The sequence below is a fragment of the Bradyrhizobium sp. KB893862 SZCCT0404 genome, from assembly GCF_018130885.1.
Classification (GTDB): domain Bacteria; phylum Pseudomonadota; class Alphaproteobacteria; order Rhizobiales; family Xanthobacteraceae; genus Bradyrhizobium; species Bradyrhizobium stylosanthis.
The window spans coordinates 1-26,843 of the sequence record NZ_JAFCLT010000021.1 but is presented as its reverse complement, the minus strand read 5'-3'; the positions used below and the strand labels follow the sequence as shown (position 1 = coordinate 26,843).

Here is a 26,843-nt window from a genome sequence, read left to right as displayed (position 1 = left end):
AGGGCCCCGCGACCAGGTATTTCATGAGCTTTCATTATTTTGCCGGCGCCGCCTGCCGGGCGCTGACGGCGCGCAAGGACGGCCCCTCTCTTTACGAGGTGTGCGATCCCGTGCTGGCGGCCAGCGCCAGCGGCGATCCGCATCTGGCGAAGTTCTACAAGACCGCGCTCGGCAATCCCGCATTGCGGATCCTGCTCCGCCGGGCCGGGCTGCCCGAGCTGCGCGACGATGCGAAGCTCGCCCGGTTGCGCGAGGCGCTGGTGCGGGCCCGCGACGAGGCCGAGCCGGACTGGGCCGCGGTCGGCCAGCCCGTCGCCGACCTCGTCGACAGCATCGCGCTCGAGCATCCGAAGCCGCCGCCGGCAATGTTCACCGGCTCCGCGCCGCCGCAGGCACAGATCGACGCCGTGATCCGCGACTGTGCCCAGCACCTGCTCGGCTCGTACCGCAAGAACGGCTTCCTGCCGACCTATGCCGCCTTCAACCTGATCGGCGATCCCGATTTCCGCGGCCGCGAGCTGATCATGGCGCTCACAGGACTGAACGCGCGCGGCTACAAGAATTCATCGCTGCTGTTCAACCTCGCACGCGTCTTCATCGCGCGCTCGCCCGCGCGCGCCGTGGTCAATCCGCCCTGGACAGGCATTGCCGAGCCGATGTGGGAGCCGGTGCAGATCCGCCACCGCTCGGCCTATTACGACGCGTTCTTCATCGAGGCGCTGCTGAGCTATGTCGAGACCGGGCTCGCCTCCGCAGCGGACAAGACCGAAGCCGAGCGCGCCATCGCCGACATGGTCGATTTCTGCGTCAATATCAGCCGCGAAGAGGTCGAAGGCATCGACGGGGCACGCTTCAACGTCATCACTGCGCTCGCGCCCGCGCCGCATCCGCGCTTCTCGCGCTACTTCGCACAGATCAAGCAGGATCTCGGCTTCGGCGTCTATGTGCCCGACTGCGACACCACGGCGTGCTCGATCTCCGCGGCGACGCAGGCGGGCTGCACCGATCCGATCATCGACCAGCCGCTGCTCGACTTCTACAGCGGCTACCAGGTGCGCGCCGGCATCAACGAGCCGCGCGTCACCGTGCCGCTGAACGACAATATCGACTACGAGGGCGGCGTCGCCACCTGGATCGACAATCTCAGGGGCGAGCGGCCCTATGGCAACGATCTCGACCCGACGCTCAATCTCGACATTCTCGAGGTGAGTTTTCGCAACCTGACGCGCTGGAAAATATTGGAAACACCGGCGCGGCTCGCGACCGTGCACCGGATCATCGGCTTCCAGAAGCGGTTGGCTGCGAGCGGCGCCTTCGCCAATCCGCGTTCGCACATCTATTACCTGCCGGAGCTCTACAGCGCCTATTTCGGCCGCTGCTATGCGGCGTTCCTGGCACTGCCGCTGGCCGCGCAGGCTTTGATCGATCCCGACGGCGATTTCGATTTCATCCGCCATCGCGTGCTGTCCTACGTCAAGGGCGAGCTGATGGCTGCGGAGATGAACGTGTTCGACGCGGCGCTGGCGCTGATCGCGCTCGGCCATCTCGGCGCCGACCCGCGCGCCTTCGCGCCGGCGCTGAACGTGATCGTCGCCGGACTTGGCGAAGGCGGCCGCCGCGGCCCGTTCCGCGCCTATGAGTGGAACAAGATGAAGACCCCGACGCGGATCCTCGTGGGTGGGCCCGAGGTGACGTCGGCCTTCGTGCTGATGGGGCTGGCGGTGGCGAAACGCGCGATGGCGCGGGGGTAGATTTCGTAGGGTGGGTTAGCCGAAGGCGTAACCCACCACGTCTGCATCCGCCGCAAGAGGCGTTGGTGGGTTACGCTGCGCTAACCCACCCTACGGGACTGGGGTCCCGCACCGCGTCCGGGACACGAGCAGAGAGACCGTCGCGAGATGACAGGAAGTTGAAAGCTCAATCGTTAGGCATAAGCTGGCCCGAAAGACAAAAGCCGACCACAATTGCGCGGCTTATCGAGATTTTCCCGAGCACCCGGACCGGCATGTTGCGAAAATTCCTGATTGCGCTGTCCATTCTCGCCCTGCCGTCACTGGCTGAGGCCGCCGACATCACCGGCACGGCAAAGGTCCGCGCCGGCGACGCCGTCGTGATCGGCAACACGCGGATCCGGCTCGGCGGCATCGACGCTCCGGCAGTCGACCAGCTCTGCCTCAACACCAAGACCGAGCGCTGGACCTGCGGCGTCGCGGCCCGCGACGAGCTCGCCAAATATGCCGAGGGCAAGAACTGGGTCTGCCATACCCGCGCGATCGACCGCCGCGGCCGCACCGTGGCGCGCTGCGAGGTCGGCGGCGAGGACATCCAGAAATGGCTGGTGCGCAGCGGCTGGGCACTTGCCTACACCCGCGTCTCCAAGGACTACGAACCTGACGAGGCTGCCGCGCGTGAGGCAAAAGCCGGCATGTGGCAGGGTGCCTTCATCGCACCGTGGGACTGGCGCGTGCGCAACAAGAAGACGGCGATCCTGGGCGCCACCAAGCCGCCGGACGGCGCGCATGCCGTGCTGCTCGCCTCGGCCTCGGGGCCGGTCGCGCCATCGCCGGACTGCACCATCAAGGGCAACGTGAACAGCGCCGGCGAATGCATCTATCACCAGCCGACCAGCCGCTGGTACACCCAGATCAAGATGAAGATCAGCAAGGGCACCCGCTGGTTCTGCTCGGTCGAGGAGGCGGAGGCCGCCGGCTGCCGCGAGACCAAACGATAACCCAGACCTGCGTTTTGGGCGCTTTTCTAAGGCTCCCGCGCCATTTAAAAGTGTGATTCAGCGACCCACCGCCTGTCCACCAGCAACAAGGACCAATAGCAATGACCGTTCGCGCGGGCCGGGAATTTCTGGCCATCCCCGGGCCCACCACGATGCCCGACGAAGTGCTGCGGGCGATGCATCGTCCGGCAATCGACATCTACTCCAAGGAGATGCTCGATCTGACCGAGAGCCTGCTCGGCGACATCTCGAAATTGTTCGCCACCAAAGGCAAGTCCTACATCTACATCGCCAACGGTCACGGCGCCTGGGAAGCCGCTTTGAGCAACGTCTTGTCGCGTGGCGACAAGGTGCTGGTGCTGGAGAGCGGACGCTTCGCGATCGGCTGGGGTAATGCGGCGGCGCTGATGGGCGCCGAGGTCGAGGTGCTCAAGGGCGACTGGCGCCGCGCGGTGCGTCCCCACGAGGTCGAGGAACGCCTGCGCCGCGACACCGAGCACAAGATCAAGGCTGTCGTCGTCGTCCAGGTCGACACGGCCTCGGGCGTGCAGAACGACATCGAGGCGATCGGCAAGGCGATCAAGGCCAGCGGCCATCCCGCGCTCTACATGGTCGACACTGTCGCCTCGCTCGGCTGCATGCCGTTCGAGATGGACAAATGGGGCGTGGACGTCGCGATGTCCGGCTCGCAGAAGGGCCTGATGACGCCGCCCGGCCTGGGCTTCGTCGCCGCCAATGCGCGCGCGCTCGAAGTGCACAAGAAGGCCAACATGTCGACGCCCTATTGGAGCTGGAGCGAGCGCGAGGGCACCGAGAACTATCGCAAATATGCCGGCACCGCGCCGGTGCATCTGCTGTTCGCGCTGCGCAAGGCGATCGACCTCCTGCACGAGGAGGGGCTGGAGAACGCCTTCCGCCGCCACAGCCTGCTCGGCGAAGCCGCGCGGCGCGCGGTTGCGATGTGGTCCGAAGGCCAGGTGCTCGGCTTCAACGTCGCCGAGGCCAGCGAGCGCTCCAACACCGTGACCACGGTGACCATGAGCAACGGCCACGACCCCGCGGTGCTGCAGCGCTATTGCAAGGACAAGTGCGGCGTCGTGCTCGGCACCGGCATCGGCGACCTCTCCGGCCAGGCCTTCCGCATCGCCCATATGGGCCACGTCAATGCGCCGATGCTGCTCGGCACGCTGGGCGTGGTCGAGATTGCCCTCAACGCGCTGAAGATCCCGCACGGCAAGGGCGGGCTCGAGGCGGCGGTGTCGTATCTCGGCGAGGAAGTGGCGGCGTAAGAAGCTGGCGCTCGTGCCCCGGACGCAGCGCAGCACGGAGTGATGCGCTGCTGAGCCGGGGCCCATGTGGCTGCGCTGGGTCCCGGCTCTGCGGAGCGGCACTTCGCGCCGCACCGCGTCCGGGACACGAGACCGGGACTCATCGTGAGCGGCGTCTCACATGTCGCTTTGCTCAAAGGAGCTACGGTAGGTTCGGTTGCGGCACCCGATACGCCTCGACCTGCGCCTTCAGCTCATCCAGCGACGCGGTCGGCGTCTTCGGATCGACGCGATATTCCCCGCTCGCCAGCCATCCCAGCACCTTTGCATCGATCAGCGGCGAATGGTGGATGACGTCGCTGTAATTGTTCAGGTCGTGCGTCACCGGCTTGATCGCGCGAAAATCATGCAGGCGCACGTTGGGAAGCTTGGTCAGGCGCTGCGCGATATGCGCGGTGAGAGCGGTGACGATCTCTAGCGTCTGCGGCGAAGCATCGCGCATCGCGACGAATTGCAGGATCGAGTAAGGCGGGAAGTAGATGTCGAAGGTCACGTCCGGATGGCGCGTGATCAGGCCGACGGCATCCTGCTCGAAATGCCGGACCATGGCCTCATAGCCATAGCCTTCGCCGAGAAAGCGGCTGCGCACCGGGCTCGTGATATAGGCGAAGGCGGCAAGCGTCTTGCTCGCATTGTAGTCGCGCGCAATGTCGAAATCGCGCGGCAGCGCGTAGATGTCGTCGACGTCGTCCAGCGCGAACTTGACGGGAAGATAGGGCGCCGCGCGCGCCAGCGGCTGCTGCAGCGGTGGAACGGACCGCAGCAATGAGAACAGGGATTCCTTCGCCATCGCCGCGCTGAACAGATAGGACGCGATCCCCCTCGCCGTCCCGCGATAGAGATCGACGGACAGATAAGGATCGGCCTCGATGTCGGCGGCATCGACAAAGATGAAATCGTCCATCGCCCAGATCACGCGCTTTGCGCCGCGGCCGATCGCCTGATCCAGCACGAAGGCCTGCTGGCGCGAATTGGAGCCGGTCATCGCAAGCTTGAGCGACTGGACGCCGAGCACGCGGTCGATGTCGCTCTGGCGGAAATGGATCGCGAGCGAGGTGCCCATGAAGGCGGTGTCGAACGACTGGCTGCGGATCAGCCCGGCATTCTGCACGCGCGTGTCGTCGGAATAGAACGCCTGCGGCGAAGGACGAAACAGTTGCAGGGGATCGACGGCGTAGGTGAGCACTGCCGCGCCCAGCAGGCACGCCAAGCTGGCGAGGAGAAGACGTTTCAGGCTGGTGAATGATGCGCGCATCAGAACCGGAAATAGATGAATTCGCTGTGGCTCTGGATGCCCAGAATGCCGAAGGCGAGCACCAGTGAGGCCGCGGAGAGCGCCAGCGGCCGCATGCGCCCTGCCGGCAAACTCTCGCCGACGCGGCGGTTGGCGTGATCGTAGCCCATGATCTGCTGCGTGTTCGGCGCCAGCCACACCAGCGCGGCATAGATCGCGACCTGCACCAGCGCTGCGATCTCCTCGCGGCCGAACACGATCGTCGCGGGATCCGTCATGGCATGGAGCACCCGCAGCGCCCAGGTGACGCTCTCGGCGCGGAAGAACACCCAGGCGATGACGACGGCGAGGAAGGTCAACACGGCTCCGATCATGCGACCCGGGCGCGCCAGCAGCGGAGGAACGTTCGGCATCAGCGCGTTGAAGGCGTGGTTGACGCAGAGATAGGCGCCGTGCAGCGCGCCCCACACGACGAAGGTCCAGGCCGCGCCGTGCCAGAGCCCGCCGAGCAGCATCGTGAGCATCAGATTGACATAGCGCAGCACGCGGCCGCGCCTGTTGCCTCCGAGCGGGATGTAGAGATAGTCGCGCAGGAACTGCGACAGCGTCATGTGCCAGCGGCGCCAGAACTCGACAATGCTGGTCGCCTTGTAGGGCGAGTTGAAGTTGACGGGCAGGAAGATGCCGAACATCAGCGATATTCCGATCGCCATGTCGGAATAGCCGGAGAAGTCGAAATAGAGCTGGAATGTGTAGGCGAGCGCGCCAAGCCAGGCCTGGTCGAAGCTCGGCGAGCGCGCCTCGAAGGCGAGAGCGACCAGGGGCTGGATGCCGTCGGCGAGGCAGGTCTTCTTGAACAGGCCGATCGCGAAGATCACGATGCCGCACAGGATCAGATGCGCATGCGGATGCTTCGCCTCCTCCTGCTCGAATTGCGGGATCATGTCCTTGTGGTGGAGGATCGGCCCCGCGATCAGATGCGGAAAGTAGGTCACGAACAGCGCGTAGTGCGGCAGCGCATAGGCCGCGACCTGGCCACGATACGCATCCACCAGGAACGCGATCTGCGTGAACGTGTAGAAAGAGATGCCGACCGGCAGCAGGATGTGAACCGCGAGATGCGTGCCGAAGAGCGCGTTGAGGTTCTCGGTGGCGAAGCCGGCATATTTGAAGATGCCGAGCACGAGGAGATCGCCGGCGACGCCGAGAACCAGCGCGGCCTTGCGCTGCGACGGGCCGAGCTTCGCCACGATCAGGAGATGACCGACGCCATAGTTGAAGGCGATCGAGAGCAGCAGCAGGGCCACGAACTGCCAGTTGCCGATCGCGTAAAAGGTCAGCGACGCCAGCGCCAGCCAGATCACCGGCGTCAGATTGCTGCGCCGCCCAAGCCAGAAATAGCCGGCGAGCACCACGGGGAGGAACAGCAGGATGAACGGGTAGGAATTGAACAGCATCGGGCTGGACCGGCGGCGGGGGTATTGCCCCTAAAGCATACAAGCGGCGGTTCAACAACCCGGCGACTTGGCGCAGTCCTGGGAACTGCCGCGCTGGCAATTCGTGGAATCGGGACGATATAAGGGAACGCAAACGAGGCAGCGCTTCTTTCTTCCCCCTCTCCCCGTTCTTACGGGGAGAGGGTTGGGGTGAGGGGCCTCTCTCCACACGCGAGATGGTCGAGGGACCTGTACCCCTCACCCGCCGCTTCGCGGCGACCTCTCCCCGCAAGCGGGGCGAGGTTAAGAAGAGACGCCGAGCTGATAAACGAGGACCGAGTGACCCAAGCCAAGACGCCTTCGAAGCCCCCCGTCGCCCCGCGCCGGCCGCACTCCTTCACGCGGCACGGCATCGCCGTGACCGACGACTATGCCTGGTTGAAGGACGAGAAATGGCAGGAGGTGCTGCGCGACCCCGCGGTGCTCGACACTGACATCCGCAAATATCTGGACGAGGAGAACGCCTACACCGAGAGCCTGCTCGGGCACACTTCTGCACTGCAGAAGACGCTGGTGCGCGAGATGCGCGGCCGGATCAAGGAGGACGATTCCAGCGTGCCGTCGCCGGACGGGCCCTTCGCCTATTTCCGCAGGTTCCGCGAGGGCGGGCAGCACGAACTGTTCGGCCGCATGCCGCGCGACGGCGGCAACGAGCAGATCGTGCTCGACGGCGATGCGCTCGCCAAGGACCAAAAATATTTCAAGTTCGGCGGCAGCCGGCACTCCTACGATCACAAGCTGGAGGCCTGGAGCGCGGACACCAAAGGCTCGGAATATTTCTCCATCCGCGTGCGCGACTGGGCGACGGGGACCGACCTCGACGATCTCGTCGAGGAGACCGACGGCGGCGTGGTCTGGGCCGCGGACTGCAAGAGCTTCTTCTATGTGAAGCTCGACGACAACCACCGGCCAATGCAGGTGTGGCTGCACAGGCTCGGCACCAAACAGGCCGACGACACGCTGGTCTATGAGGAGCAGGATGCGGGCTGGTTCACCCATCTGCACGAGAGCACCAGCGGCCGCTTCTGCGTGATCGCGGGCGGCGACCACGAGACAAGCGAACAGCGGCTGATCGATCTTTCAACCCCCGAGGCACCGCCGCGCCTGGTCGCGGCGCGCGAGGAAGGCGTGCAATATTCGCTCGCCGATCGCGGCGACGAGCTGTTCATCCTCACCAATGCCGACGACGCCATCGACTTCAAGATCGTCACGGCGCCGCTTGGCCAGCCCGAGCGCAAGAACTGGCGCGACCTGATCCCGTATCGCCCGGGCATCTACATCATCGACCTCGATCTCTATGCCGGCCATCTGGTGCGGCTGGAGCGCGCCAATGCGCTGCCGTCGATCGTGATCCGCGATCTCAAGACCAGCGAGGAGCACGCCATCGCCTTCGACGAGGCCGCCTACTCGCTGGACACGATGGGCTCCTACGAATTCGAGACGACTACTCTCCGCTTTGCCTATTCGTCGATGACGACGCCGTCGGAGGTCTATGACTACGACATGGTCGCGCGCACGCGCACCCTGCGCAAGCGACAGGAGATTCCGTCGGGTCACAATGCCGCCGACTACGTCACTACGCGCATCATGGCGAAGGCGCAGGACGGCGCCGAGGTGCCGGTCTCGATCCTCCATCGCCGCGGGCTGACGCTCGACGGCGCGGCGCCGCTGCTGCTCTACGGCTACGGCTCCTACGGCATGGCGATGCCGGCCTCGTTCAACGCCAACCGACTGTCGCTGGTCGACCGCGGCTTCGTCTACGCCATCGCCCATATCCGCGGCGGCGCCGACAAGGGCTGGGGCTGGTATCTCGACGGCAAGCGCGAGAAGAAGACCAACTCGTTCGACGATTTCGCAGCCAGCGCCCGCGCGCTGATCGCTGCGAAGTACACCAGCGCGAAACGCATCGTCGGCCACGGCGGCTCGGCCGGCGGCATGCTGATGGGCGCGGTGGCCAACCGCGCCGGCGAATTGTTCGCCGGCATCGTCGCTGAGGTGCCGTTCGTCGACGTGCTCAATACCATGCTCGACGACACACTGCCGCTGACGCCGCCGGAATGGCCGGAATGGGGCAACCCGATCGAGAGCGAAAGGGATTTTCGCACCATCCTGTCGTACTCGCCCTACGACAATGTCGCGGCGAAGGACTATCCGGCGATCCTCGCAATGGGCGGATTGACCGATCCGCGCGTCACCTATTGGGAGCCCGCCAAATGGATCGCGCGCCTGCGCGCCACCATGAGCGGCGGCGGCCCGGTCCTGCTGCGCACCAACATGGGCGCCGGCCATGGCGGCGCCTCGGGGCGATTCGACCGGCTGGATGAGGTCGCGATCGTCTATGCGTTCGCGCTGTGGGCGGCGAGAACGGCGGAGGCTTGATCTTGTAGCCCGGATGGAGCGCAGCGAAATCCGGGGTTCGCGCAACTGGCAAGACTGCTCCCGGATTACGCTTCGCTCCATCCGGGCTACGGCCTCTCCCCGCAAGCGGGGAGAGGCAAGGGCTCACACCGCCCCGTGCGCCTCGACATAGAGCGCATACACCGAATGGCTGCTCGCCATGTAGAGGCGGTTGTTCTTCGGGCCGCCGAAGCAGAGATTGGCGCAGCGCTCGGGCAGCTTGATGAAGGCGAGCGCCTTGCCTTCAGGATTGAAGACCATGACGCCGTCGAGGTCTTCCGACTTGCCCTTGAGCTGGAACACCTTGCGGCCGCCGATGTCGGTGGCCTCGCCCTGCAGCGCGCCGTTCGAGCCCCAGCCGCACCAGAGATTGCCGTCGCGGTCAACGCGAAAGCCGTCGAGCGAGCCCTGGTCGGCGGCGTCGATCAGCTTGGTCTTGCCGCTGAGGCTGCCGTCGTCGCCGACATTGTAGCTCCAGATGCTGCGGTTCGGCGTGCCCTTCCACTCGACGATGTAGAGCTTCTTCTCATCCGGCGAGAAGGCGAGGCCGTTCGGATTGACGAGGTCGGTGAGGACCGCGCTGATCTTGCCGTCCTTGGCGATGCGGTAGACGTTGGTGGTGGCCTGCTCCGCCTTCTCCTTCTTGCCTTCCCACTCGCCGTTGATGCCGAACAGAGGATCGGTGAACCAGATGCTGTCGTCCGACTTGACCACGATGTCGTTCGGCGCGTTCAGCCGCTTGCCCTCGAACTTGTCGGCGAGCACGGTGATCTTGCCGTCCTTCTCGGTGCGGGTGATGCGGCGGGTGACGGAGTGCTCGCAGGTGACGAGGCGGCCCTGACGATCCCTGGCATTGCCGTTGGCGTAATTGGCGTTGGCGCGGAACACGCTGGTCTGCCCGGTCTTCTCGTCGAACTTCATGATCCGGTTGTTGGGAATGTCGGAGACCAGCAGATATCCGCCCTCGGGGAAATAGACCGGACCTTCGGCCCAGCGCATGCCGGTCGCGACCTGCTCGACCGTCGAGGAATAGAGCCGGTATTTTGCGAAGCTCGGATCGAGGATCTGGACGGCGGGGTCGGGGTAGCGCTGGTTCGGCGTGAAGGCGAACGACTGCGCACCGGCGGCGCGGGCGAAAAGTGCCGAAGCCGCCGCCGCGCCGGCGCCGGCCATGAGGTTGCGTCGCGTGAAATTCATGAAAGTCCTCCCTGCCTGATAAAAGGCCGGCGCTTGATGCGCCGGCTCGTTCGTTGACGTGATGTAGTCCCGGCCTTACCGGCCGTTCTTCTTCCGCCACGCAGCGAAATCGGTGAGCGTCTGCGGATCCGTGGCGGGGTAGAGTCCAAAAATGCCACGGCCCTTGCCGACTTCCTCGGTGACGAAATCCTCGAACGCGGTCATCTCAAAAGTTTCGCTGGCGATCTCGTCGGCGAGATGCGCGGGGATCACGATGACACCGTCGGCATCGCCGAGGATGACGTCGCCGGGAAACACCGGCGCGTCGCCGCAGCCGATCGGCACGTTGATCTCGATGGCCTGGTGCAGCGTCAGATTGGTCGGAGCGCTCGGGCGATGATGGTAGGCGGGAATGCCGAGCTTGGCGATCTCGGCGGAATCGCGAAAGCCGCCGTCCGTGACGACGCCGGCGACACCGCGCTTCATCAGGCGCGTGACCAGGATCGCACCCGCCGACGCGGCGCGCGCGTCCTTGCGGCTGTCCATCACCAGCACGGCGCCGGGCGGACAGTCCTCGACCGCCTTGCGCTGCGGATGGGAGCGGTCCTTGAAGACGTCGATGGTGTTGAGGTCCTCGCGCGCCGGCATGTAGCGCAGCGTGAAGGCTTCGCCGACCATGGTCGGCTGGTCGGCGCCGAGCGGGTGCACATCCTGGATCATCTGGATGCGCAGGCCGCGCTTGAACAAAGCGGTGGCGACGGTGGCGGTGGAGACGGATTTGAGCTTGTTGCGGGTGGCTTCGCTGAGTTTTGTCATTTCATACTCTCTCTGATCGTCATTCCGGGGCGATGCGAAGCATCGAACTATGGTGCGCAATTGCGCCCCAGAGAATCTCGAGGTTCCGGGTCTGGTCCTTCGGACCATCCCGGAACGACGGTGTTAATAGATGGACGGCTCGCCGATCGGCGCGCCGAAATCGGTCTCGAGGAAGTCGAAGTCGCAGCCGTCATTGGCCTGCTTGATGTGCTTGGTGAACATCCAGCCATAGCCGCGCTCGAAGCGGCGCTCGGGCTGCTTCCAGGCGGCGCGGCGCTTTGCGAGCTCGGCTTCGGGCACATCGAGATTGATGGTACGGGCGGCGACGTCGAGCGTGATGCGGTCGCCGTTCTGCACCAGCGCCAGCGGGCCGCCGATATAAGACTCCGGCGAGACGTGCAGGATGCAGGCGCCGTAGCTGGTGCCGCTCATGCGCGCATCCGAGATGCGCACCATGTCGCGCACGCCCTGCTTCACGAGCTTGGTCGGGATCGGCAGCATGCCCCATTCCGGCATGCCCGGTCCGCCCTGCGGCCCCGCATTGCGCAGGATCAGGATATGGTCCTCGGTGACGTCGAGGTCGGGATCGTCGACCGCCTTCTTCATCGCGGGATAGTCGTCGAACACCAGCGCCGGCCCGGTGTGCTTGAGGAAACGCGGCGCGCAGGCACTGGGCTTGATGACGCAGCCGTCAGGCGCGAGATTGCCCTTGAGCACGGCGAGCGCACCTTCCTTGTAGATGGGATTGTCGACCGAGCGGATCACGTCGGCATTGTGCACCTCGGCGCCATCGATGTTCTCACCCACCGTCTGGCCGGTGACGGTGATGCAGTCGAGATGCAGGTGCTGCTTGATCTCGCCCATCAGCGCCGGCAGGCCGCCGGCATAGAAAAAGTCTTCCATGAGGTACGCATCGCCGCTCGGCCGGACGTTGGCGATGACTGGCACCTTGCGGCTGGCAATCTCGAAATCGTCGAGCCCGATGTCCTGGCCGGCGCGACGGGCCTGCGCGATCAGGTGGATGATCGCATTGGTCGAGCAGCCCATTGCCATTGCAACGGCAATTGCGTTCTCGAACGCCTTGCGGGTCTGGATCACCTTCGGCGTCAGATCCTCCCACACCATCTCGACGATGCGGCGGCCGCACTCACTGGCCATGCGGATGTGGTTGGCATCGGCGGCCGGAATCGAGGAGGCGCCGGGCAGCGTCATGCCGATGGCTTCGGCAATCGCGGTCATGGTCGAGGCCGTGCCCATGGTCATGCATGTGCCGTAGCTGCGGGCGATGCCGGCCTCGATGTCGAGCCAGTCCTTGTCGGAGATCTTGCCGGCGCGACGCTCGTCCCAGTATTTCCAGCCGTCCGAGCCGGAGCCGAGCGTCTTGCCCTTCCAGTTGCCGCGCAGCATGGGACCGGCCGGCAGATAGATCGCCGGGATGTTCATCGAGGTCGCGCCCAACAGCAGCGCCGGCGTGGTCTTGTCGCAGCCGCCCATCAGCACGACGCCGTCGACGGGATGGCTGCGCAGCAGCTCCTCGGCGTCCATCGCCAGCAGATTGCGATAGAGCATGGTGGTCGGCTTGAGCAGCGATTCCGACAGCGACAGCGCCGGCAGCTCGATCGGCAGGCCGCCGGCCATCAGGATGCCGCGCTTGACGTCGTCGACGCGCGACTTGAAGTGCATGTGGCAGGGCTGCGCGTCCGACCAGGTGTTGAGGATCGCGATGATCGGGCGGTCCTTCCACTCCTCGGGCGCATAGCCCATCTGCATGGTGCGGGAGCGGTGGCCGAACGAGCGGAGATCGTCGGGCGCGAACCAGCGCGCACTGCGGAGCTGGTCGGGCGTGATTTTCTTCTTGGTCATGATTGGGTGCCCCATTTCTGCACGGTGTTCCGCTCGATGGCGCGGAAGATCAGGTTCTCGACAAAGAGCCCGATGATGATCACCGTCAAGAGGCCTGCGAAGACCGCAGGTATGTCGAGGAGGTTGCGGTTCTCGAAGATGAACCAGCCGAGCCCGCCCTGCCCCGATGACACGCCGAACACCAGCTCGGCCGCGATCAGGGTGCGCCAGGCGAACGCCCAGCCGATCTTCAGGCCGGTGAGGATCGAGCCGAAGGCCGCGGGAATGAGGATTTTCGCCACGTAGGGCAGCCCGCGCAGGCCGTAATTGCGGCCGACCATGCGCAGCGTGTTGGACACGCTCTTGAAGCCGGAATGAGTGTTGAGCGCGACCGGCCACAGCACCGAATGGATCAGCACGAAGACGAGGCTGCCATTGCCGAGCCCGAACCAGATCAGCGCGAGCGGCAAGAGCGCGATCGCCGGCAGCGGGTTGAACATCGCCGTGACCGTCTCCAGGAAGTCGGTGCCGATCCGGGTCGAGATGGCGAGGATCGTGAAGATCGCGGCCAGCACGATGCCGGCCGAATAGCCCATGAACAGGACCTTCAGCGAGGTCCATGCCCGCATCGGGATCGTGCCGTCCTTCACCCGATCGTACAGCGTCGCGATCGTATCGTGCAGCGTCGGAAACAGCAGGGGATTGTCGAGATAGACGCCGTAGGCTTCCCAGACCGCGGCCAGGAACAGGATGATGACGGTCTTGCGCACGAAACCGTCGTTCCACAACAGTTCGAGCACGGTCAGATTGCGTTCGACCTCGCCTGCGCCGCCGGCAGCAGCGGCCGGAGCGTCACGCAACAGAATTCTCGCCTCGCCCATCAGAAGCTCCCTGAATGTGCCGGGGTCATCGCATTTGAACATTCACAAGAGGTCGTCATGCCCGGGCTTGTCCCGGGCATCCACGTTCTTTGTGCTGCGTCGCAAGGCGTGGATGGCCGGGACAAGCCCGGCCATGACGCTGTGGAGATTGTCGGTGTCCAAAGCACACACTTCATATGCGATTGCCCTGTTCAATGCGCGGTGGCTTCGCCGGCGAACAGGAGATCGTGGATCTCCTTCTCCAGCCGGCCGGCGCTGCCGTCTTCGTTCGAGGCCTTGTCGACGTCGACCACCTCGGCCTTGACCCGGCCGGGATGCGGCGACAGCAACAGGATGCGGTTGCCGATGCGGATCGCTTCCGCGATCGAATGGGTCACGAACAGAACGGTGAACTTGGTCTCGCTCCAGAGCTGGAGCAGCTCGTCCTGACAGGTGCGCCGCGTCAGCGCGTCGAGCGCCGCGAATGGCTCGTCCATCAACAGGATATCCGGCTCCATCGCCATGCCGCGCGCGATCGCGACGCGCTGCTTCATGCCGCCGGAGAGCGTGTGCGGGTAGGCATCGACCACGCGGGTGAGCCCGACCTTCTCGATATAGGCCCGCGCCTTTGCCTCGGCGTCCTTGCGCGACAGCTTGCGCGCCGTCAGCAGCGGGAACATCACGTTGGCCAGCACGCTCTTCCAGGGCAGGAGCTGGTCGAACTCCTGGAAGATCATCATGCGGTCGGCGCCGGGACCATGGATCTCGCGATCGTTGATGGTCATGCGCCCCTCGCTCGGGGTCATGTAGCCGCCGACGGCCTTGAGCAGGGTCGACTTGCCGCAGCCGGACGGCCCGAGCAGCACGAAGCGATCGGACTTGTCGACGGTGAAGCTGACCCTTTCCGTGGCGGTGACGACGGCGCTGGAGGTCTTGTAGCGCAGCGTCACCCCATTGACGTCGAGCAGCGCCATCAGTTGCCCTTCAGATCGTGCGCGAGGGGGAGATAATAGTCCGTCCAGGCCTTCGGCTGGTTCTTCAGCGTGCCGGTCTTGAACAGATGCGCCGCGAACTTCATCGTGCCCTGAGGCTGGAGATTCCACTCCATCATGCCGGGTTCTTTCAGCAGGTCGAGCAGCTCCTCCACCGAGGTCTTGTCGCCGGTGATCTCCTTGTAGATCTCGACGGCCTGCTTGGTGTCGCTGCGGATCAGGTCCTGCGCTTCCTTGGTGGCGTCGCGCACGGCCTGGACGATCTTCGGATTGGCGTCGGCGAATTTGGTCGTGGTGAAGAACTGCGCCTGGCTGAGCGGGCCGCCCATCACGTCAGGTGAATTCAGCACCACATGCGCGCCCGGCACGTTCTTCAATTCGAGGAAGGTGAAGGGCGGGATCGAGAAATGGGTGTGCACTTCGTGCTTGGGGTTGGACAGCGCCGCATAGGCGTCGGGATGGCCGAGCTGCACGGTGTTGGCATCCAGCTTCGACCATTGGTCGGCGCCGAACGCCTCCGCGGCCGCGATCTGCAGCACGATCGCCTGCGTCGAGACCTTCACGGTCGGCACCGCGATCTTGTCGGAGGGGCCAAAATCCCTGATCGACTTGATGTTGGCGTCGCGGCTGATCAGCGTCATCGGCTGGGCCGAGGTGGCCACGATGCCCTTCACGCCGCCGCGGGTGCGATCCCACAGCAGGAGAAGATTGCCGGTGCCGGTGTTGAGGATGTCGACACCGCCGGCGAGCAGCGCATCGGTCTGCGCGCCGCCGCCGGAGAAGGTGATCCATTTGGTGGTCACGCCCGCCACGCCGAGAGACGCCGCGTGCTTCTCGATCAGCTTCAGCTTTTCCATGATGTGGCTCGGCATGTAGAAAATGCCGGGCTGGCGCGACAGCGCGATCTCGGATTTCTGCTGCGCATGCGCCGCGGGCGCTGCGAGGACGGTTGCGGCCAACAGGACGGCAGCCGCGAGCTTGCTGCGAAGATGCTTGATCATTGTTGTGTGTTTCCTCCGGCCAGCGTCGAGCTGCGTTGACCCTGCTGATGCACTAATATATTAGTGCATCAAAGGCAAGCGGGATCCGACATGGAAGCAGCTCACCCCACGCAGCGCGCGGCCGCACGCCCCGGCGCCCGGCTCGACCGCGCCCGTCAGGCCGCGCCGCAGGTATTCGAGCGGCTGCGCAATGCGATCATCGCACTGGAGCTGCCGCCCGGCGCGCCGCTGTCGCGCGCCGAGCTCGCCGCCCAGTTCGGCGTCAGCTCGACGCCGGTGCGCGATGCCCTGATGCGGCTCGAGGAAGAGGGCCTGGTCGACGTGTTTCCGCAGCACGCGACCGTGGTCAGCCGGATCGACATCGGCCGGGCCCAGCAGGCGCATTTCCTGCGCCAGGCGCTGGAGCTGGAGATTGTCCGGCTGCTGGCCGAACAGCATGACGACGCCCTGGTCATCCGCCTCGACCACGCCATCGCGCTGCAGCAGCAATTTGCGAAGGCCGGCGACTTCGAGGCCTTCATGGCCGCCGACAACGAATTTCACGCGCAGCTCTATGCCGACGCCGGCAAGCAGGATTTATGGGCGCTGGTGCGCAGCCGCAGCGGACATATCGACCGGCTGCGGCGGCTGCATCTGCCCTCACCCGGCAAGGCCCAGAACATCGTGCGCCATCACAAGCTGATCACGCGCGCGATCGAGGCCGGCGACGCCGATGCCGTGCAGCAGCATCTGCGCACCCATCTCTCGGGCACGCTCAGCGAACTCGACAAGATCCGGAGCCACCACCCCGAATATCTGGCGGATTGATCAGGCGGCGTTGCGGCCGTCCGTCGGACCGGTGCGCAGCCTGACGAAGAAGGCCTGGACCTCGGTGGCGAGGCGCTCGGCCGCGCCCGAAACGTGGTTCGCGGCCCCCAGCACGTCGTCGGCCGAGCGGTTGGTTTCCGCGATGGCTCCGGAGACGGTGCCGATGCTGGTCGCCAGCGTCTGCGTCCCCGACGCCGCCATCTGGACGTTCTGCGAGATCTCCCGCGTCGCCGCGCCCTGCTCCTCCACGGCGCTGGCGATCGCTGCGGTCACCTCGTCGATCCGGCGCATGGCGGTTGCGACCTCCTTGACGGAGGCGACCGCGCTGCCGGTCGAGTTCTGGATCGCGGCGACGTGCTGGGCGATGTCCTGCGTCGCATTGCGGGTCTGGTCGGCCAGCGCCTTGACCTCGGACGCGACCACGGCAAAGCCGCGACCGGCCTCGCCGGCACGCGCGGCCTCGATGGTGGCGTTGAGCGCCAGCAGGTTGGTCTGGGCCGCGATCGCCTGGATCAAATCGACCACCGAGCTGATGCTTTGCGCGGCGTGCGCGAGACCCTCGATCTCGCTCTCCGAGCGCGCGGTCACCTCGCCCGCCGAGCGCACGGTCTTGTTGGACAGCTCGATCTGCCGGCCGATCTCGACGATGGAACTCGCGAGCTCTTCGGCCGCCGCGGCGACGGTCTGGACGTTGACCGCGGTCTGCTCGGAAGCGGTCGCAGCGGAGGCGGCCTGGCTCGTCGCATGGTTGGCGATGCCGCCGAGACTCTCCGCGGTGTGCCGCATGGTGCCCGCATTCTCGCCGACCAGCGCGAGCAGGTCGCGCGAGGTCCCGCGAAAGTCCTCGACCGCGTCCTCCATGTTGCGATTGGCCGCCTCGCGCGCCTCAGCCTCGCGCGCGAGAGATGCCGCCGCCTGCTGCTGGGCGATGACGTTGTCGCGGAATTTGGCGACCGCCTGCGACACCACGCCGATCTCGTCGCCGCGCTCGGCCGTCCTGAATTCGACACTGGTGTCGCCGCCGGACAGGCGCGCGGAATCGCCCACCAGCTCCACGATCGGGCGCGTGATGGAGCGCGCGACCAGGATCGCAATCACCGTGCCGAGCGCAAGGCCCGCGGCAAGCAGGATCCATTGCAGCAGCAGCAATCTCTCGACCGCATCGGCGACGCTGCGGGCGTCGTCGGCGAGCTTCGACTGCTCGTCGCTCTTGAGACCGCCGGAGCGCTTGCCATCGGCGTCCTTGCGGCCGTCGAGCAGATCGAGGATGCGGGCCGCGCGCGGCGCAGCCTCGGTGGACAGGATGAAGACCGGCGCGTTCCATTGCGGCGTCTGGCGGATCGCGAAGATCTTCTGCGGCAGCGGGGTGAAGGCCTCGTTCGCCTTGGCGATGGCGCGGTAGGCGTTCGCCTGCCGTTCGGTGAGCAGATCCGCCTGGGTGCCGACAGATGCGAGTGCGGCCCTGAAAGTCGCGAGCGGCTTTTCGAACTTGTCACGATCGGCGGCCTCGCCCGAGGCCACGTAGAGGCGCAATTGCGATCCCGCGGCGGCAAGATTGCCGCGCACGTCGGCAAAGGTCTTGAGCAGGCGCTTGCGCTGCGGCGTCGCTTCCAGCGTCTCCTCCTCGTCGATCATCGCGGTGATCTCGGCGAACATGGTCGCGATCAGCGGCGCGGCCTCCTTCGCCAGCAGCTCGCTCGCCGGATAGGCCGACGGGGTGAAGGCGGCGAGCTCGGCCTTGTCCTGGGCCTGGCGGAATTCCGCGATCAGCGCCCTGGCCTCGCTCCAATTGGTCTTGTTCTTGGCGCTGGAAAAGCCCTCCGCCATACGGTCGACGGCGGCGGCGGTCCGATCGAGCTCCGCCCAGACGGCGGCCCGGTCGCGCTTGCCCCGCGCATCGCCCGTCAGCAGATAGCCGCGCAATGTCGACAGCGTGGAATAGAGATTGCCGACGAGTTCCGTGCTCGCGATCGCGACCGGCGCCCGCTGGTCCACGACCGCCCTGATCCGCGACGAAATGTCGGAGACGGCGGCGACGGTGTAGATCACGGTCGCCGCGAGCAGAAGGCAGATCAAGGCAAAGCCGCCGAGCAGCCGGGTGCGAATTCCGGTGTTCGCGATCGATTTGAACATGGGAGGTTCTCGTGCTGATGGCCGCTTTCGGCCGACTTCATCGAATGCCAGAATGCGAAAATGAAATACGCGAATACCGACAAGGGAACTATCGCAGATTGTAGTCTGCGGCCTTTAATCCATGGTGAAGGCTTGGTTCCATACAACTGATATCTCCTGTTGCTGAAATGGGTTACGCCGTTCGGAACCTTCCGCCATATGCATGTAAGCGTGCGTACCGGGGAGTGGCCCTTCGCCCCCTCGGCTCGCTGCGAAAGGCGATCCCGGCAAACGCGAAGTGCTTGCGGGCCGGACGGAATCCGCGCAACAATTTCGCATTTATTGCTTTGATTTGGGGTCGCTGGATCATCCCACCCGCCCCGGAGGATTTTTGACGTGGCCAACATCCTGATTGTGGATGACGACCCGGCCGTACAGATCACGATCCGGCTGCTCCTGGAGAGGGCCGGCCATCACGTCACCGTCGCCGGCGATGGCTGCAGGGGACTTGTGCTGTTCGAGGCCGGCCGGTTCGACCTGCTGTTCCTCGATATATTCATGCCCGGCATGGACGGGCTGGAGACGATGCGCCACATCCGGGCGCTGTCCCCGGCCATTCCCATCATCGTCATTTCCGGCCGCTCGGCCACGCCGGACGCCTATGCGGAACCGGATTTCCTGAAAATGGCGACCAAGCTCGGCGCGGTGGCGAGCCTTCAGAAGCCGTTCCGTCCGGACGCGCTGCTCGCGGCGGTCGACGGCTGCCTGAAGTCGGCGTCATCAGTGCCGCAATCCGAGGCCGGTTCGGGCGGCCGATGACAGAATCCATGTTGCAGCGTAGCAGAACATTCGGGACCGCTCGCGACGCGGCGCCAGGGCCGACATGACGCTGGCAACCCGGCTCGCCATCGCAATGATCCTGCTGGTCGCGATTGCGGTCGCCGCCGTCGGATGGCTGAGCCATTACAGCCTGGAACAGGCCTTCCTGCCGCGCGTGCTCGACCGCATCGAGACCCAATCGCGGCTGCTGGCGTCCCAGCTCGAAACCCAGACCAACGGCGCGCACGCCGTGATCGCGACGTTCCGCTCCCGTGCCGCCGTCCGCGGCGTGATCGACGCGCATTTCAACGACGGCGTCGATCCGGTCGACCACCTTTCCGAGAAGAGCTGGCGCGATCGGTTGCTGACGCAGCTCGTGGCCGTTGTCGGGGCCAATGCGACCTACGCAAAATTTCGCATCATCGACGCCGACGGCCGCGAATATCTCCGCGTCGACCGGTCCGGCCCGACGGGGGCGGTCCGTATCGTCCCCGACAATGCCCTGCAGAACAAGGACGAGCGCGCCTTCTTCCTGGACACGATCAAGCTCTCGGAAGATCAGGTCTACGTCTCTCCGGTCGACCTGAACGTCGACGACGGCACGATCCAGATGCCCTATGTTCCGACGCTGCGCGTCGCGGCACCGCTGTTCGGATCCGACCACCGGCTGTTCGGCATCGTCGTCGTCAACATCGACATGCGCCAGGTGTTCGACCGCATCCGGATCACGAGCCGGTCCGGCGAGCAGGTCTACGTCGTCGGCCGTAACGGCGATTATCTCGTGCATCCGGACCGCACCCGCGAATACGGCCTGCAACTGGGCACGCCGACGCGCTGGCAGGACGACTTCCCCTATTTCGCCAATGTCACGGGCTCGACCCTGGGGGCCACCCAGGTCGTGCCGGGCGGCGACGGCAAGCCGAGCGGCACGGCGATCGCCCCCGCGATCCTGGCCGAAGGCCAGTGGATTGGCATCATCCGCGTCGTGCCCAATGCCGTCTTCATGGCGCCGGCCGTGATCATCGAGAAAACCACCCTCACGATCGGCCTGATCGCGGTCATGGTCGCGGCCGTGCTCGCCGTGCTGCTGGCTCAATCGCTGACCCGGCCGATCGTGCGGCTCACCGCGGCGGTCGAGGCGATCGGGCGCGGCAAGCCCGCGGAGATTCCGATCGAGGCGTCGGGCGAGACCGGAATGCTGGCGCGCGCCTTTGCCCGCATGGTCGAGGAGACCAAGGCGAAGACGTCGGCGCTCGAGCACGAGGTCGAGGAACGGCGTCGCACCGAGGCCGCGCGCGACCAACTCGCCGTCCGCGAGCGCCTGTTCAGCGCGGCGGTGGAATCCTCCGACGATTCGATCGTCATGCAGACGCTCGACGGCATCGTCATCGGCTGGAATGCCGCGGCCGAGCGCCTCTATGGCTACTCGGCCGACGAAGCGATGGGACAGCCCACCTCGATCCTGCTGCCGCCCGATCGCAGCGAAGAGGGCAAGGACTATCTCCGGCGCATTGCAGGGGGCGAGCGGATCGAGCATTTCGAAACCGTCCGGCTGCGCAAGGACGGCACGCCGGTCGAGATCTCGGTGAGCCTTTCGCCGATCAGGGGGGCATCGGGCGAGATCATCGGCGCGTCCGGCTCGGCGCGCCGCCTCACCGACGCGCGACGGACCGAGCGGGCGCTGCAGCAGCAGCTCGAGGAGCGGCGCCAGCTCTTCGACGCCTCGCAGGATCTGATCATGATCATGAACTCGCGCGGCCATATCGTGCAGATCAGCCCGAGCTGCGAGGCCATTCTCGGCTACCGGCCCGACGAGATGATCGGTCGCAGCGGCGTCGATTTCATCCATCCCTCGCATCTCGAGCAGTCCCGCGAGGACATGCGCGCGCTCCGGCGCGGCGAGCAGCCGAAGCTCTCGGACACGCGGTGCATCCACAAGGACGGGCGCGAGGTCTGGCTGTCCTGGCTCGGCAACTGGTCCGATCAGGCGAAGCGCTACTTCTTCGTCGGCCGCGACATGACCGAGGCAAGGCTCGCCGAGGAATCCCTGCGCGACAGCGAGCAGCTGGCCCGCAACATCGTCGAGACCGCGCTCGACGCCTTCGTCCAGACCGACGAGCACAGCATCATCCTGAACTGGAGCTCGCGCGCCGAAGAGCTGTTCGGCTGGCGCCGCGACGAAGCGCTGGGCCGGAGCTCGATCGACCTCATCGTCGCCCCCGCCGAGCGCGAGAGGGTCGCGGCCGGCCTTGCGCGCTTCCTCGAATCCAGGGAGGGCCAGACGCTCAATCGCCGCCGCGAGCTGATGTGCCGCCGGCGCGACGGCAAGGAGTTCAAGGCCGAGCTGAGCGTCACGGCGCTGAGGCGCCGCGAGGGTGTCCTGTTCAACGTCTTCTACCGCGACCTCACCGACAAGATCGCGTCCGAGGAGCGCATCCGCCAGGCCGAGAAGATGGAGGCGGTCGGCCAGCTCACCGGCGGCGTGGCGCACGACTTCAACAACATCCTCACCGTGATCACCGGGACGATCGAGATCCTCGCCGACGCGGTCGCCAAGGAGCCCGAGCTCGCGGCGATCACCCGGATGATCGACGAGGCGGCCGGCCGCGGCGCCGAGCTGACGCAGCACCTGCTCGCGTTTGCGCGCAAGCAGCCGCTGCAGCCGCGCGAGATCGACATCAACTCGCTGATCGTCGATACGGCAAAGCTGCTGCGGCCGACGCTGGGCGAGCAGATCCTGATCGAATCGGTGTTCGAGGGCGAGAACTGCGTCGCGATCGTCGATCCCAACCAGCTCACCACGGCGCTCCTCAACCTCGCGCTCAACGCCCGCGACGCCATGCCCGGCGGCGGCAAGCTGATCCTGGAGACGGGTGCCGCCTATCTCGACGAGGTCTATGCCAGCGTCAACGATATCAGGCCCGGCCATTACGTGCTGATCGCCGTGAGCGACACCGGCAGCGGCATTCCGGCGAACATGCTGGCGCGGGTGTTCGATCCCTTCTTCACCTCGAAGGGGCCGGGCAAGGGCACCGGGCTCGGGCTTTCGATGGTCTACGGCTTCATCAAGCAGTCCGCCGGACACATCAAGATCTACAGCGAGGAAGGCCACGGCACCACGATCAAGATGTATCTGCCGCCCGGCAAGACGCCGACCGCGGTCGGCGACGGCGTGACGCCCGCGACGATCGAGGGCGGACACGAGACCATCCTGGTGGTCGAGGACGACCGGCTGGTGCGCGACTACGTGCTGGCGCAGCTGCATTCGCTCGGCTACGTCACCTTGCAGGCCGCGAACGCCGCCGAAGCGCTCGCGATCGTCGCCGCCGGAAAACCGTTCGACCTGCTGTTCACCGACGTCATCATGCCCGGCAAGATGAACGGGCGGCAGCTCGCCGACGAGCTGTTGAAGACGCGTCCCGATCTCAGGGTGGTCTACACCTCAGGCTATACCGAGAACGCGATCATCCATCACGGCCGGCTGGATTCCGGCGTGCTGCTGCTGGCAAAGCCCTATCGCAAATCGGATCTGGCGCGGATCATCCGCAAGGCGCTGAGCGCGTGAGGCGATAACCCGTAGCCCGGGTGAGCGAAGCGATACCCGGGACCAGTGCGCACGAAGTCACGGATGTCGTTTCGCTCATCCGGGCTACGAAACGTGACTATGCCCTACGACGCGCGCTGGGCGGCGGTCATCACGATGCGGATCAGGTCGGCGGCATTGCGGGCGCCGAGCTTCTTCATGATGTTGGCGCGGTGATCCTCGATGGTACGCGGGCTGATGCCGAGGGTGCGGCCGGCTTCCTTGTTGGAGGCACCGGAGGCAAACTGCTCGAGCACCTCGCGCTCCCTGCGCGTCAGCGGCTCGCGGCCGGGGAAATGCAGCGAGCTGAATTTCGGCGACGCGTTCTCTGCCTGCCTGCGTGCATAGGCGCCGATCGCCTCGTCGAGGCGGCCGACGATCTCGCTGCCGCGGAACGGCTTCTCGATGAAATCGAGCGCGCCGTTCTTGATGGCGCTGACCGCCATCGCGATGTCGCCCTGGCCGGAGATCATGAAGATCGGCGCAGGATAATCCTCGCCGTGCAGCTCCCTCAGAATGTCGAGACCCGACTTTCCGGGAATGTGCACATCGAGCAGGATCGCAGCCGGCGTGCGGTTTCGCGCGACGGAGAGCAGCGCTGCGCCGTCCGCAAAACAGATCACCTCATAGCCCGCCGCCTTCAACACCATCGACAAGGTGTCGCGAACGGCAGGGTCGTCGTCGACCACGAAGATTTCACCGCGAGAGCTTTGTTCGGCCATGTGCCACATCCAGTTGGCATGAAGGACTCGCGTCCGCGCCTCCCGTTATGGCGTTCGGCGCGGATTCGGCCCACCCGTATTTGTACGGGACATGGACTTAACGCACAAGTAGCGGCGAGGTGCCTAATTGCGGGAGACGGAGAATATCCATGCTAAATTACGCAGGCACACCCCCGCTCGCAGCGATGGCCGACGCCGACAGCCGTCAGTTGATCGCAGCCGAACTTCGCTCTCTGATCGCGCGCATCGACCTCAGTATGCGTCTGATCGACGCGGCCATGACCACGGACGACATCGAGCCGGAGGACGATAGCGCTACCGCGGGTTCCAGCGAGATCTTCGTGCTCGACGACGTCACGCCCCGCTTTGCCACGGCAAGCGCCGCCCTCAACGCCTGCCGGGCGGAGCTCGACCACGCGCTGCAGCAGCTGTCGGAAGCGGGTCCCGCATAGCCGCCGCACGCCGCTTGTCCGCCGCGGCGCCCGGCATGGCTGCTCCGCGGCCTAGGCGCGGTGCCGCTCCACGATTGCGTCGGTCGCCACACCACCCCAGGTGTGAATCGCCGGCAGGCCCATCGCGGTCTTGCCGAGGTTGGCGAGGCTGATGCGCAGGGCGGCGAGGTCGAGCGGCTTGGGCAGGCTCTGGAGCCCGATCCCGACCGAACGGGCGAAGCTGCGGGCGGCACTGCGGCGCTTGCCGTCCATGCCGCTGATGACGATCACCGCGCCGGCGAATTTGGCCTCGGCCATCTCGCGCAGCACATCGATGCCGTCGCCGTCCTCCAGCACGAGATCCAGCGTCACGCAGTCGAAGCGCGCGGCGCGGAGTTTCTCGATCGCCTCCGCCACCGACGGGGCCACGGTGACCTCGTGGCCGGCCTGCTTCGCCGCGACGGTGATCAGGCTGCGCTGCGTGGCGTCGTCGTCGACGACCAGGAGCTGGAGCGCGCGCCGCTCGGCGACGTCGGGCAGGTTCGAGGTGACGGAGGAAAGGGAACTTCTGGGCATTGCCGTATCCTGCGATTGAGACGGGCAATGGATACACGGCGCGCGCTTAGGCGACGTAAAGCCGGTGCGGCAAATTCATTCCGATGTTTCAGCAAATGTAAAGCAACGCGGAAAGACGCACCAAGCGCCGCGCCGATCAGGCCGCCGCGTCGTGGCCGCCGGCCGCGCCGCGCTTCTTCCTGTTCTTGCCGCGCAGGAACTGGATGTCCATTTCGGCGCCGTTGACGCGCACCAGCTCGCAGCGGCGGTAGGCAAGGCCGGTGGACGACAGCAGCAGGAAGAACTCCTTCAGGTTCAGGCCCTGGATCGAGCCTTCGACCGTGAGGATGGCATCAGTGTCGGAGATGGCGTTGAGCTTGCAGTCGCGGCGCCAGGTCCCGTCGATGGCCATGATGCAGACATCATAACCGCGACTGAACGTCACGCGCTCCGCACCTTTTCCATCCTCGGCCATCTTATCGCCCTGCCATCACGGCCATGCGCGGCGGCACAGCGCCGACCGGCGGCTTGGCTGCGGCTGCGCGCGGATCGTTCGGCTTGTAGAGACCGCGCCTTTCCGGGATCGGCCTGAACGTATCGGTCAGTCCGACCACGGTTTCCGCCGCGCCGAGCACCAGGAAGCCGTCGGGCTCGATCTGGCGCGCCAGGCGGTTGAAGATGTTGATCTTGGTGTCCTGGTCGAAATAGATCAGCACGTTGCGGCAGAAGATCACGTCGAACGTGCCGAGCTGGGCGAAATCGTGCAGCAGGTTGAGCTGCCTGTGCTGGATCATCGCCCGCAATTCGGGATTGATCTGCCAGGTCTCGCCGGTCTGCTTGAAGTACTTCACCAGCATCTGGATCGGCAGGCCGCGCTGCACCTCGAACTGGCTGTAGATGCCGGACTTGGCTTTCTCCAGCACTTCCTGCGACAGGTCGGTCGCGATGATCTCGACGCGCCAGCCGGTGAGGGCCGCGCCCATCTCCTTCAGGCACATCGCCAGCGAATAGGGCTCCTGCCCGGTCGAGCCGGCGGCGCACCAGATGCGCACGCTGCGCCTGGCGGCACGCGCCTTGATGACCTCGGGCATGATGTGGTCGCGGAAATGATCGAACGGGACCTTGTCGCGGAAGAAGAAGGTCTCGTTCGTGGTCATGGCTTCGACCACGTCGACGATCAGCTGGCGCGAGCCGGCCTGCAGCTTCTGCACGAGGTCGGTGATGCCCGAGAGCCCGGCCTTGCGGGCGAGCGGCAGCAGGCGGCTTTCGATCAGATATTGCTTGTCTGCGGACAGGTCGAGACCGGAATTGTCCTTCAGGAATTTGCGCAGGTACTCGTACTCGGTCGGGGTCACGGATGGCCTCTTCGAAGCTGTACTGGAACACTCTGGCCCAAGCACTCGGGCCAGATACACTCAGACCATGGCTTGTCCGACCGGGATCAAACCAACTTCAGCGAACTTGTCGGCGATGATGTCTTTGTCGAAGGGCTTCATGATGTACTCGTTGGCGCCGCCGCTGAGCGCCTGAGCGATATGAGCCACATTGTTCTCGGTGGTGCAGAACACCACCTTGGGCTGGTCGCCGCCGGGCAGGCGGCGCATGTGGCCCATGAACTCGAACCCGTCCATGACGGGCATGTTCCAGTCGAGCAGCACCGCGTCGGGCAGCTGCCGCTGGCAGATCTCGAGCGCCTTCGAGCCGTCCTCGGCTTCAGTGACCTGGAATTCGAGTCCTTCCAGGATCCGGCGTGCGATCTTGCGCACGACGCTGGAATCATCGACCACCAAACACGTTTTCATTTCGGTTCTCCGGCTTCGATGTTTCGTTGGCTCACGCAGCCATCTGCACTTCGGTCTTCAGTTCGAGCACGCGATCGACGTCGAGCACGACCATGAGCTGGCCGTCGAGGCGGTGGACACCGCCGGCGAGCTTGGCCAT

At 65.5% G+C, this 26,843-nt stretch carries 22 protein-coding genes and 1 pseudogene; 8 read left to right on the top strand and 15 right to left on the bottom strand.

Annotation, left to right across the window (positions count from 1 at the left end; translation table 11 throughout):
• The first annotated feature begins 23 nt into the window (after positions 1-23).
• The 3 genes from JQ617_RS39585 to JQ617_RS39575 all read left to right on the top strand — a co-directional run bounded on the left by JQ617_RS39585 (position 24) and on the right by JQ617_RS39575 (position 4,020).
• A complete protein-coding gene (locus JQ617_RS39585; RefSeq protein WP_212031081.1) occupies positions 24-1,751 on the top strand; it encodes a hypothetical protein in 1,728 nt (575 codons plus the stop codon).
• 254 nt (positions 1,752-2,005) lie between these two features.
• Positions 2,006-2,731 (top strand): thermonuclease family protein, encoded by a 726-nt coding sequence (locus JQ617_RS39580; protein ID WP_212031080.1) that lies wholly within the window; start codon positions 2,006-2,008, stop codon positions 2,729-2,731.
• A 101-nt stretch (positions 2,732-2,832) separates the two neighbouring features.
• On the top strand, positions 2,833-4,020 hold the full coding sequence (locus JQ617_RS39575; RefSeq protein WP_063692683.1) for a pyridoxal-phosphate-dependent aminotransferase family protein: 1,188 nt from the start codon (positions 2,833-2,835) through the stop codon (positions 4,018-4,020).
• Positions 4,021-4,201: 181 nt separating this feature from the next.
• Here JQ617_RS39575 and JQ617_RS39570 read toward each other — a convergent pair whose 3' ends face one another.
• Together JQ617_RS39570 and JQ617_RS39565 are read right to left on the bottom strand one after the other, a co-directional pair.
• Positions 4,202-5,314 carry a hypothetical protein gene (locus tag JQ617_RS39570; RefSeq protein ID WP_212031079.1) on the bottom strand — a complete coding sequence of 371 codons (1,113 nt, stop codon included), beginning with the start codon at positions 5,312-5,314 and terminating at the stop codon, positions 4,202-4,204.
• Positions 5,314-6,750, bottom strand: a complete 1,437-nt coding sequence (locus tag JQ617_RS39565) for an MBOAT family O-acyltransferase (protein WP_212031078.1) — start codon at positions 6,748-6,750, stop codon at positions 5,314-5,316. The genes JQ617_RS39570 and JQ617_RS39565 overlap by 1 nt, the downstream gene beginning before the upstream one ends.
• 318 nt (positions 6,751-7,068) lie before the next feature.
• Between JQ617_RS39565 and JQ617_RS39560 the strand changes: the two genes are divergently transcribed.
• Entirely contained in the window at positions 7,069-9,168 is a 2,100-nt protein-coding gene (locus JQ617_RS39560) for a S9 family peptidase (protein ID WP_212031077.1), read from the top strand.
• Between the two features lie 123 nt (positions 9,169-9,291).
• Here JQ617_RS39560 and JQ617_RS39555 read toward each other — a convergent pair whose 3' ends face one another.
• The 6 genes from JQ617_RS39555 to JQ617_RS39530 all read right to left on the bottom strand — a co-directional run bounded on the left by JQ617_RS39555 (position 9,292) and on the right by JQ617_RS39530 (position 15,873).
• Positions 9,292-10,383 (bottom strand): SMP-30/gluconolactonase/LRE family protein, encoded by a 1,092-nt coding sequence (locus JQ617_RS39555; protein ID WP_212031076.1) that lies wholly within the window; start codon positions 10,381-10,383, stop codon positions 9,292-9,294.
• Between the two features lie 75 nt (positions 10,384-10,458).
• Complete coding sequence (locus JQ617_RS39550) at positions 10,459-11,178, bottom strand: ribonuclease activity regulator RraA (protein WP_212031075.1); 720 nt, start codon at positions 11,176-11,178, stop codon at positions 10,459-10,461.
• A 123-nt stretch (positions 11,179-11,301) separates the two neighbouring features.
• Positions 11,302-13,041 (bottom strand): L-arabinonate dehydratase, encoded by a 1,740-nt coding sequence (araD, locus tag JQ617_RS39545; protein WP_212031074.1) that lies wholly within the window; start codon positions 13,039-13,041, stop codon positions 11,302-11,304.
• Entirely contained in the window at positions 13,038-13,901 is an 864-nt protein-coding gene (locus JQ617_RS39540) for an ABC transporter permease (RefSeq protein WP_212031073.1), read from the bottom strand. Before JQ617_RS39540 ends, araD begins: the two co-directional genes overlap by 4 nt.
• Positions 13,902-14,092: 191 nt before the next feature.
• The gene (locus JQ617_RS39535; RefSeq protein ID WP_063692671.1) at positions 14,093-14,854 is read right to left on the bottom strand and encodes an ABC transporter ATP-binding protein; all 762 of its coding nucleotides are present in this window, start codon (positions 14,852-14,854) and stop codon (positions 14,093-14,095) included.
• Positions 14,854-15,873, bottom strand: a complete 1,020-nt coding sequence (locus tag JQ617_RS39530; protein WP_212031072.1) for an ABC transporter substrate-binding protein — start codon at positions 15,871-15,873, stop codon at positions 14,854-14,856. Before JQ617_RS39530 ends, JQ617_RS39535 begins: the two co-directional genes overlap by 1 nt.
• 90 nt (positions 15,874-15,963) lie before the next feature.
• Here JQ617_RS39530 and JQ617_RS39525 point away from each other — a divergent pair, with 90 nt between their 5' ends.
• A complete protein-coding gene (locus JQ617_RS39525; RefSeq protein WP_212031071.1) occupies positions 15,964-16,680 on the top strand; it encodes a GntR family transcriptional regulator in 717 nt (238 codons plus the stop codon).
• Here JQ617_RS39525 and JQ617_RS39520 read toward each other — a convergent pair whose 3' ends face one another.
• Positions 16,681-18,813: a HAMP domain-containing methyl-accepting chemotaxis protein gene (locus JQ617_RS39520; protein WP_212031070.1), complete on the bottom strand. Its 2,133-nt coding sequence runs from the start codon at positions 18,811-18,813 to the stop codon at positions 16,681-16,683.
• A gap of 375 nt (positions 18,814-19,188) precedes the next feature.
• Here JQ617_RS39520 and JQ617_RS39515 point away from each other — a divergent pair, with 375 nt between their 5' ends.
• Positions 19,189-19,611, top strand: a complete 423-nt coding sequence (locus JQ617_RS39515; protein WP_212031069.1) for a response regulator — start codon at positions 19,189-19,191, stop codon at positions 19,609-19,611.
• Positions 19,612-19,675: 64 nt separating this feature from the next.
• Positions 19,676-23,176 (top strand): PAS domain S-box protein, encoded by a 3,501-nt coding sequence (locus JQ617_RS39510; RefSeq protein ID WP_212031068.1) that lies wholly within the window; start codon positions 19,676-19,678, stop codon positions 23,174-23,176.
• A 104-nt stretch (positions 23,177-23,280) separates the two neighbouring features.
• On the opposite strand, the gene JQ617_RS39505 is transcribed toward JQ617_RS39510, so the two are convergent.
• The gene (locus JQ617_RS39505; RefSeq protein WP_063692659.1) at positions 23,281-23,916 is read right to left on the bottom strand and encodes a response regulator transcription factor; all 636 of its coding nucleotides are present in this window, start codon (positions 23,914-23,916) and stop codon (positions 23,281-23,283) included.
• A gap of 149 nt (positions 23,917-24,065) precedes the next feature.
• Between JQ617_RS39505 and JQ617_RS39500 the strand changes: the two genes are divergently transcribed.
• Positions 24,066-24,368: an aldo-keto reductase family protein gene (locus JQ617_RS39500; RefSeq protein WP_212031067.1), complete on the top strand. Its 303-nt coding sequence runs from the start codon at positions 24,066-24,068 to the stop codon at positions 24,366-24,368.
• Between the two features lie 51 nt (positions 24,369-24,419).
• Here the strand turns inward: JQ617_RS39500 and JQ617_RS39495 are convergent, their stop codons facing one another.
• The 5 genes and pseudogenes from JQ617_RS39495 to JQ617_RS40160 form a co-directional block, all read right to left on the bottom strand.
• A complete protein-coding gene (locus JQ617_RS39495) occupies positions 24,420-24,923 on the bottom strand; it encodes a response regulator (RefSeq protein ID WP_212031066.1) in 504 nt (167 codons plus the stop codon).
• 136 nt (positions 24,924-25,059) lie between these two features.
• The gene (locus JQ617_RS39490) at positions 25,060-25,377 is read right to left on the bottom strand and encodes a hypothetical protein (RefSeq protein WP_011083221.1); all 318 of its coding nucleotides are present in this window, start codon (positions 25,375-25,377) and stop codon (positions 25,060-25,062) included.
• A gap of 1 nt (position 25,378) precedes the next feature.
• A complete protein-coding gene (locus JQ617_RS39485) occupies positions 25,379-26,257 on the bottom strand; it encodes a CheR family methyltransferase (RefSeq protein ID WP_212031065.1) in 879 nt (292 codons plus the stop codon).
• Between the two features lie 60 nt (positions 26,258-26,317).
• Entirely contained in the window at positions 26,318-26,704 is a 387-nt protein-coding gene (locus JQ617_RS39480) for a response regulator (protein WP_028143851.1), read from the bottom strand.
• A gap of 31 nt (positions 26,705-26,735) precedes the next feature.
• Positions 26,736-26,843, bottom strand: a pseudogene (locus JQ617_RS40160) (chemotaxis protein CheW); the annotation flags it as partial.

Coding starts and splice junctions, on each gene's coding strand:
- JQ617_RS39585 (WP_212031081.1), top strand. CDS start 24: ATGAGCTTTCATTATTTTGCCGGCGCCGCCTGCCGGGCGCTGACGGCG.
- JQ617_RS39580 (WP_212031080.1), top strand. CDS start 2,006: ATGTTGCGAAAATTCCTGATTGCGCTGTCCATTCTCGCCCTGCCGTCA.
- JQ617_RS39575 (WP_063692683.1), top strand. CDS start 2,833: ATGACCGTTCGCGCGGGCCGGGAATTTCTGGCCATCCCCGGGCCCACC.
- JQ617_RS39570 (WP_212031079.1), bottom strand. CDS start 5,314: ATGCGCGCATCATTCACCAGCCTGAAACGTCTTCTCCTCGCCAGCTTG.
- JQ617_RS39565 (WP_212031078.1), bottom strand. CDS start 6,750: ATGCTGTTCAATTCCTACCCGTTCATCCTGCTGTTCCTCCCCGTGGTG.
- JQ617_RS39555 (WP_212031076.1), bottom strand. CDS start 10,383: ATGAATTTCACGCGACGCAACCTCATGGCCGGCGCCGGCGCGGCGGCG.
- JQ617_RS39550 (WP_212031075.1), bottom strand. CDS start 11,178: ATGACAAAACTCAGCGAAGCCACCCGCAACAAGCTCAAATCCGTCTCC.
- araD (WP_212031074.1), bottom strand. CDS start 13,041: ATGACCAAGAAGAAAATCACGCCCGACCAGCTCCGCAGTGCGCGCTGG.
- JQ617_RS39540 (WP_212031073.1), bottom strand. CDS start 13,901: ATGGGCGAGGCGAGAATTCTGTTGCGTGACGCTCCGGCCGCTGCTGCC.
- JQ617_RS39535 (WP_063692671.1), bottom strand. CDS start 14,854: ATGGCGCTGCTCGACGTCAATGGGGTGACGCTGCGCTACAAGACCTCC.
- JQ617_RS39530 (WP_212031072.1), bottom strand. CDS start 15,873: ATGATCAAGCATCTTCGCAGCAAGCTCGCGGCTGCCGTCCTGTTGGCC.
- JQ617_RS39525 (WP_212031071.1), top strand. CDS start 15,964: ATGGAAGCAGCTCACCCCACGCAGCGCGCGGCCGCACGCCCCGGCGCC.
- JQ617_RS39520 (WP_212031070.1), bottom strand. CDS start 18,813: ATGTTCAAATCGATCGCGAACACCGGAATTCGCACCCGGCTGCTCGGC.
- JQ617_RS39510 (WP_212031068.1), top strand. CDS start 19,676: ATGACGCTGGCAACCCGGCTCGCCATCGCAATGATCCTGCTGGTCGCG.
- JQ617_RS39505 (WP_063692659.1), bottom strand. CDS start 23,916: ATGGCCGAACAAAGCTCTCGCGGTGAAATCTTCGTGGTCGACGACGAC.
- JQ617_RS39500 (WP_212031067.1), top strand. CDS start 24,066: ATGCTAAATTACGCAGGCACACCCCCGCTCGCAGCGATGGCCGACGCC.
- JQ617_RS39495 (WP_212031066.1), bottom strand. CDS start 24,923: ATGCCCAGAAGTTCCCTTTCCTCCGTCACCTCGAACCTGCCCGACGTC.
- JQ617_RS39490 (WP_011083221.1), bottom strand. CDS start 25,377: ATGGCCGAGGATGGAAAAGGTGCGGAGCGCGTGACGTTCAGTCGCGGT.
- JQ617_RS39480 (WP_028143851.1), bottom strand. CDS start 26,704: ATGAAAACGTGTTTGGTGGTCGATGATTCCAGCGTCGTGCGCAAGATC.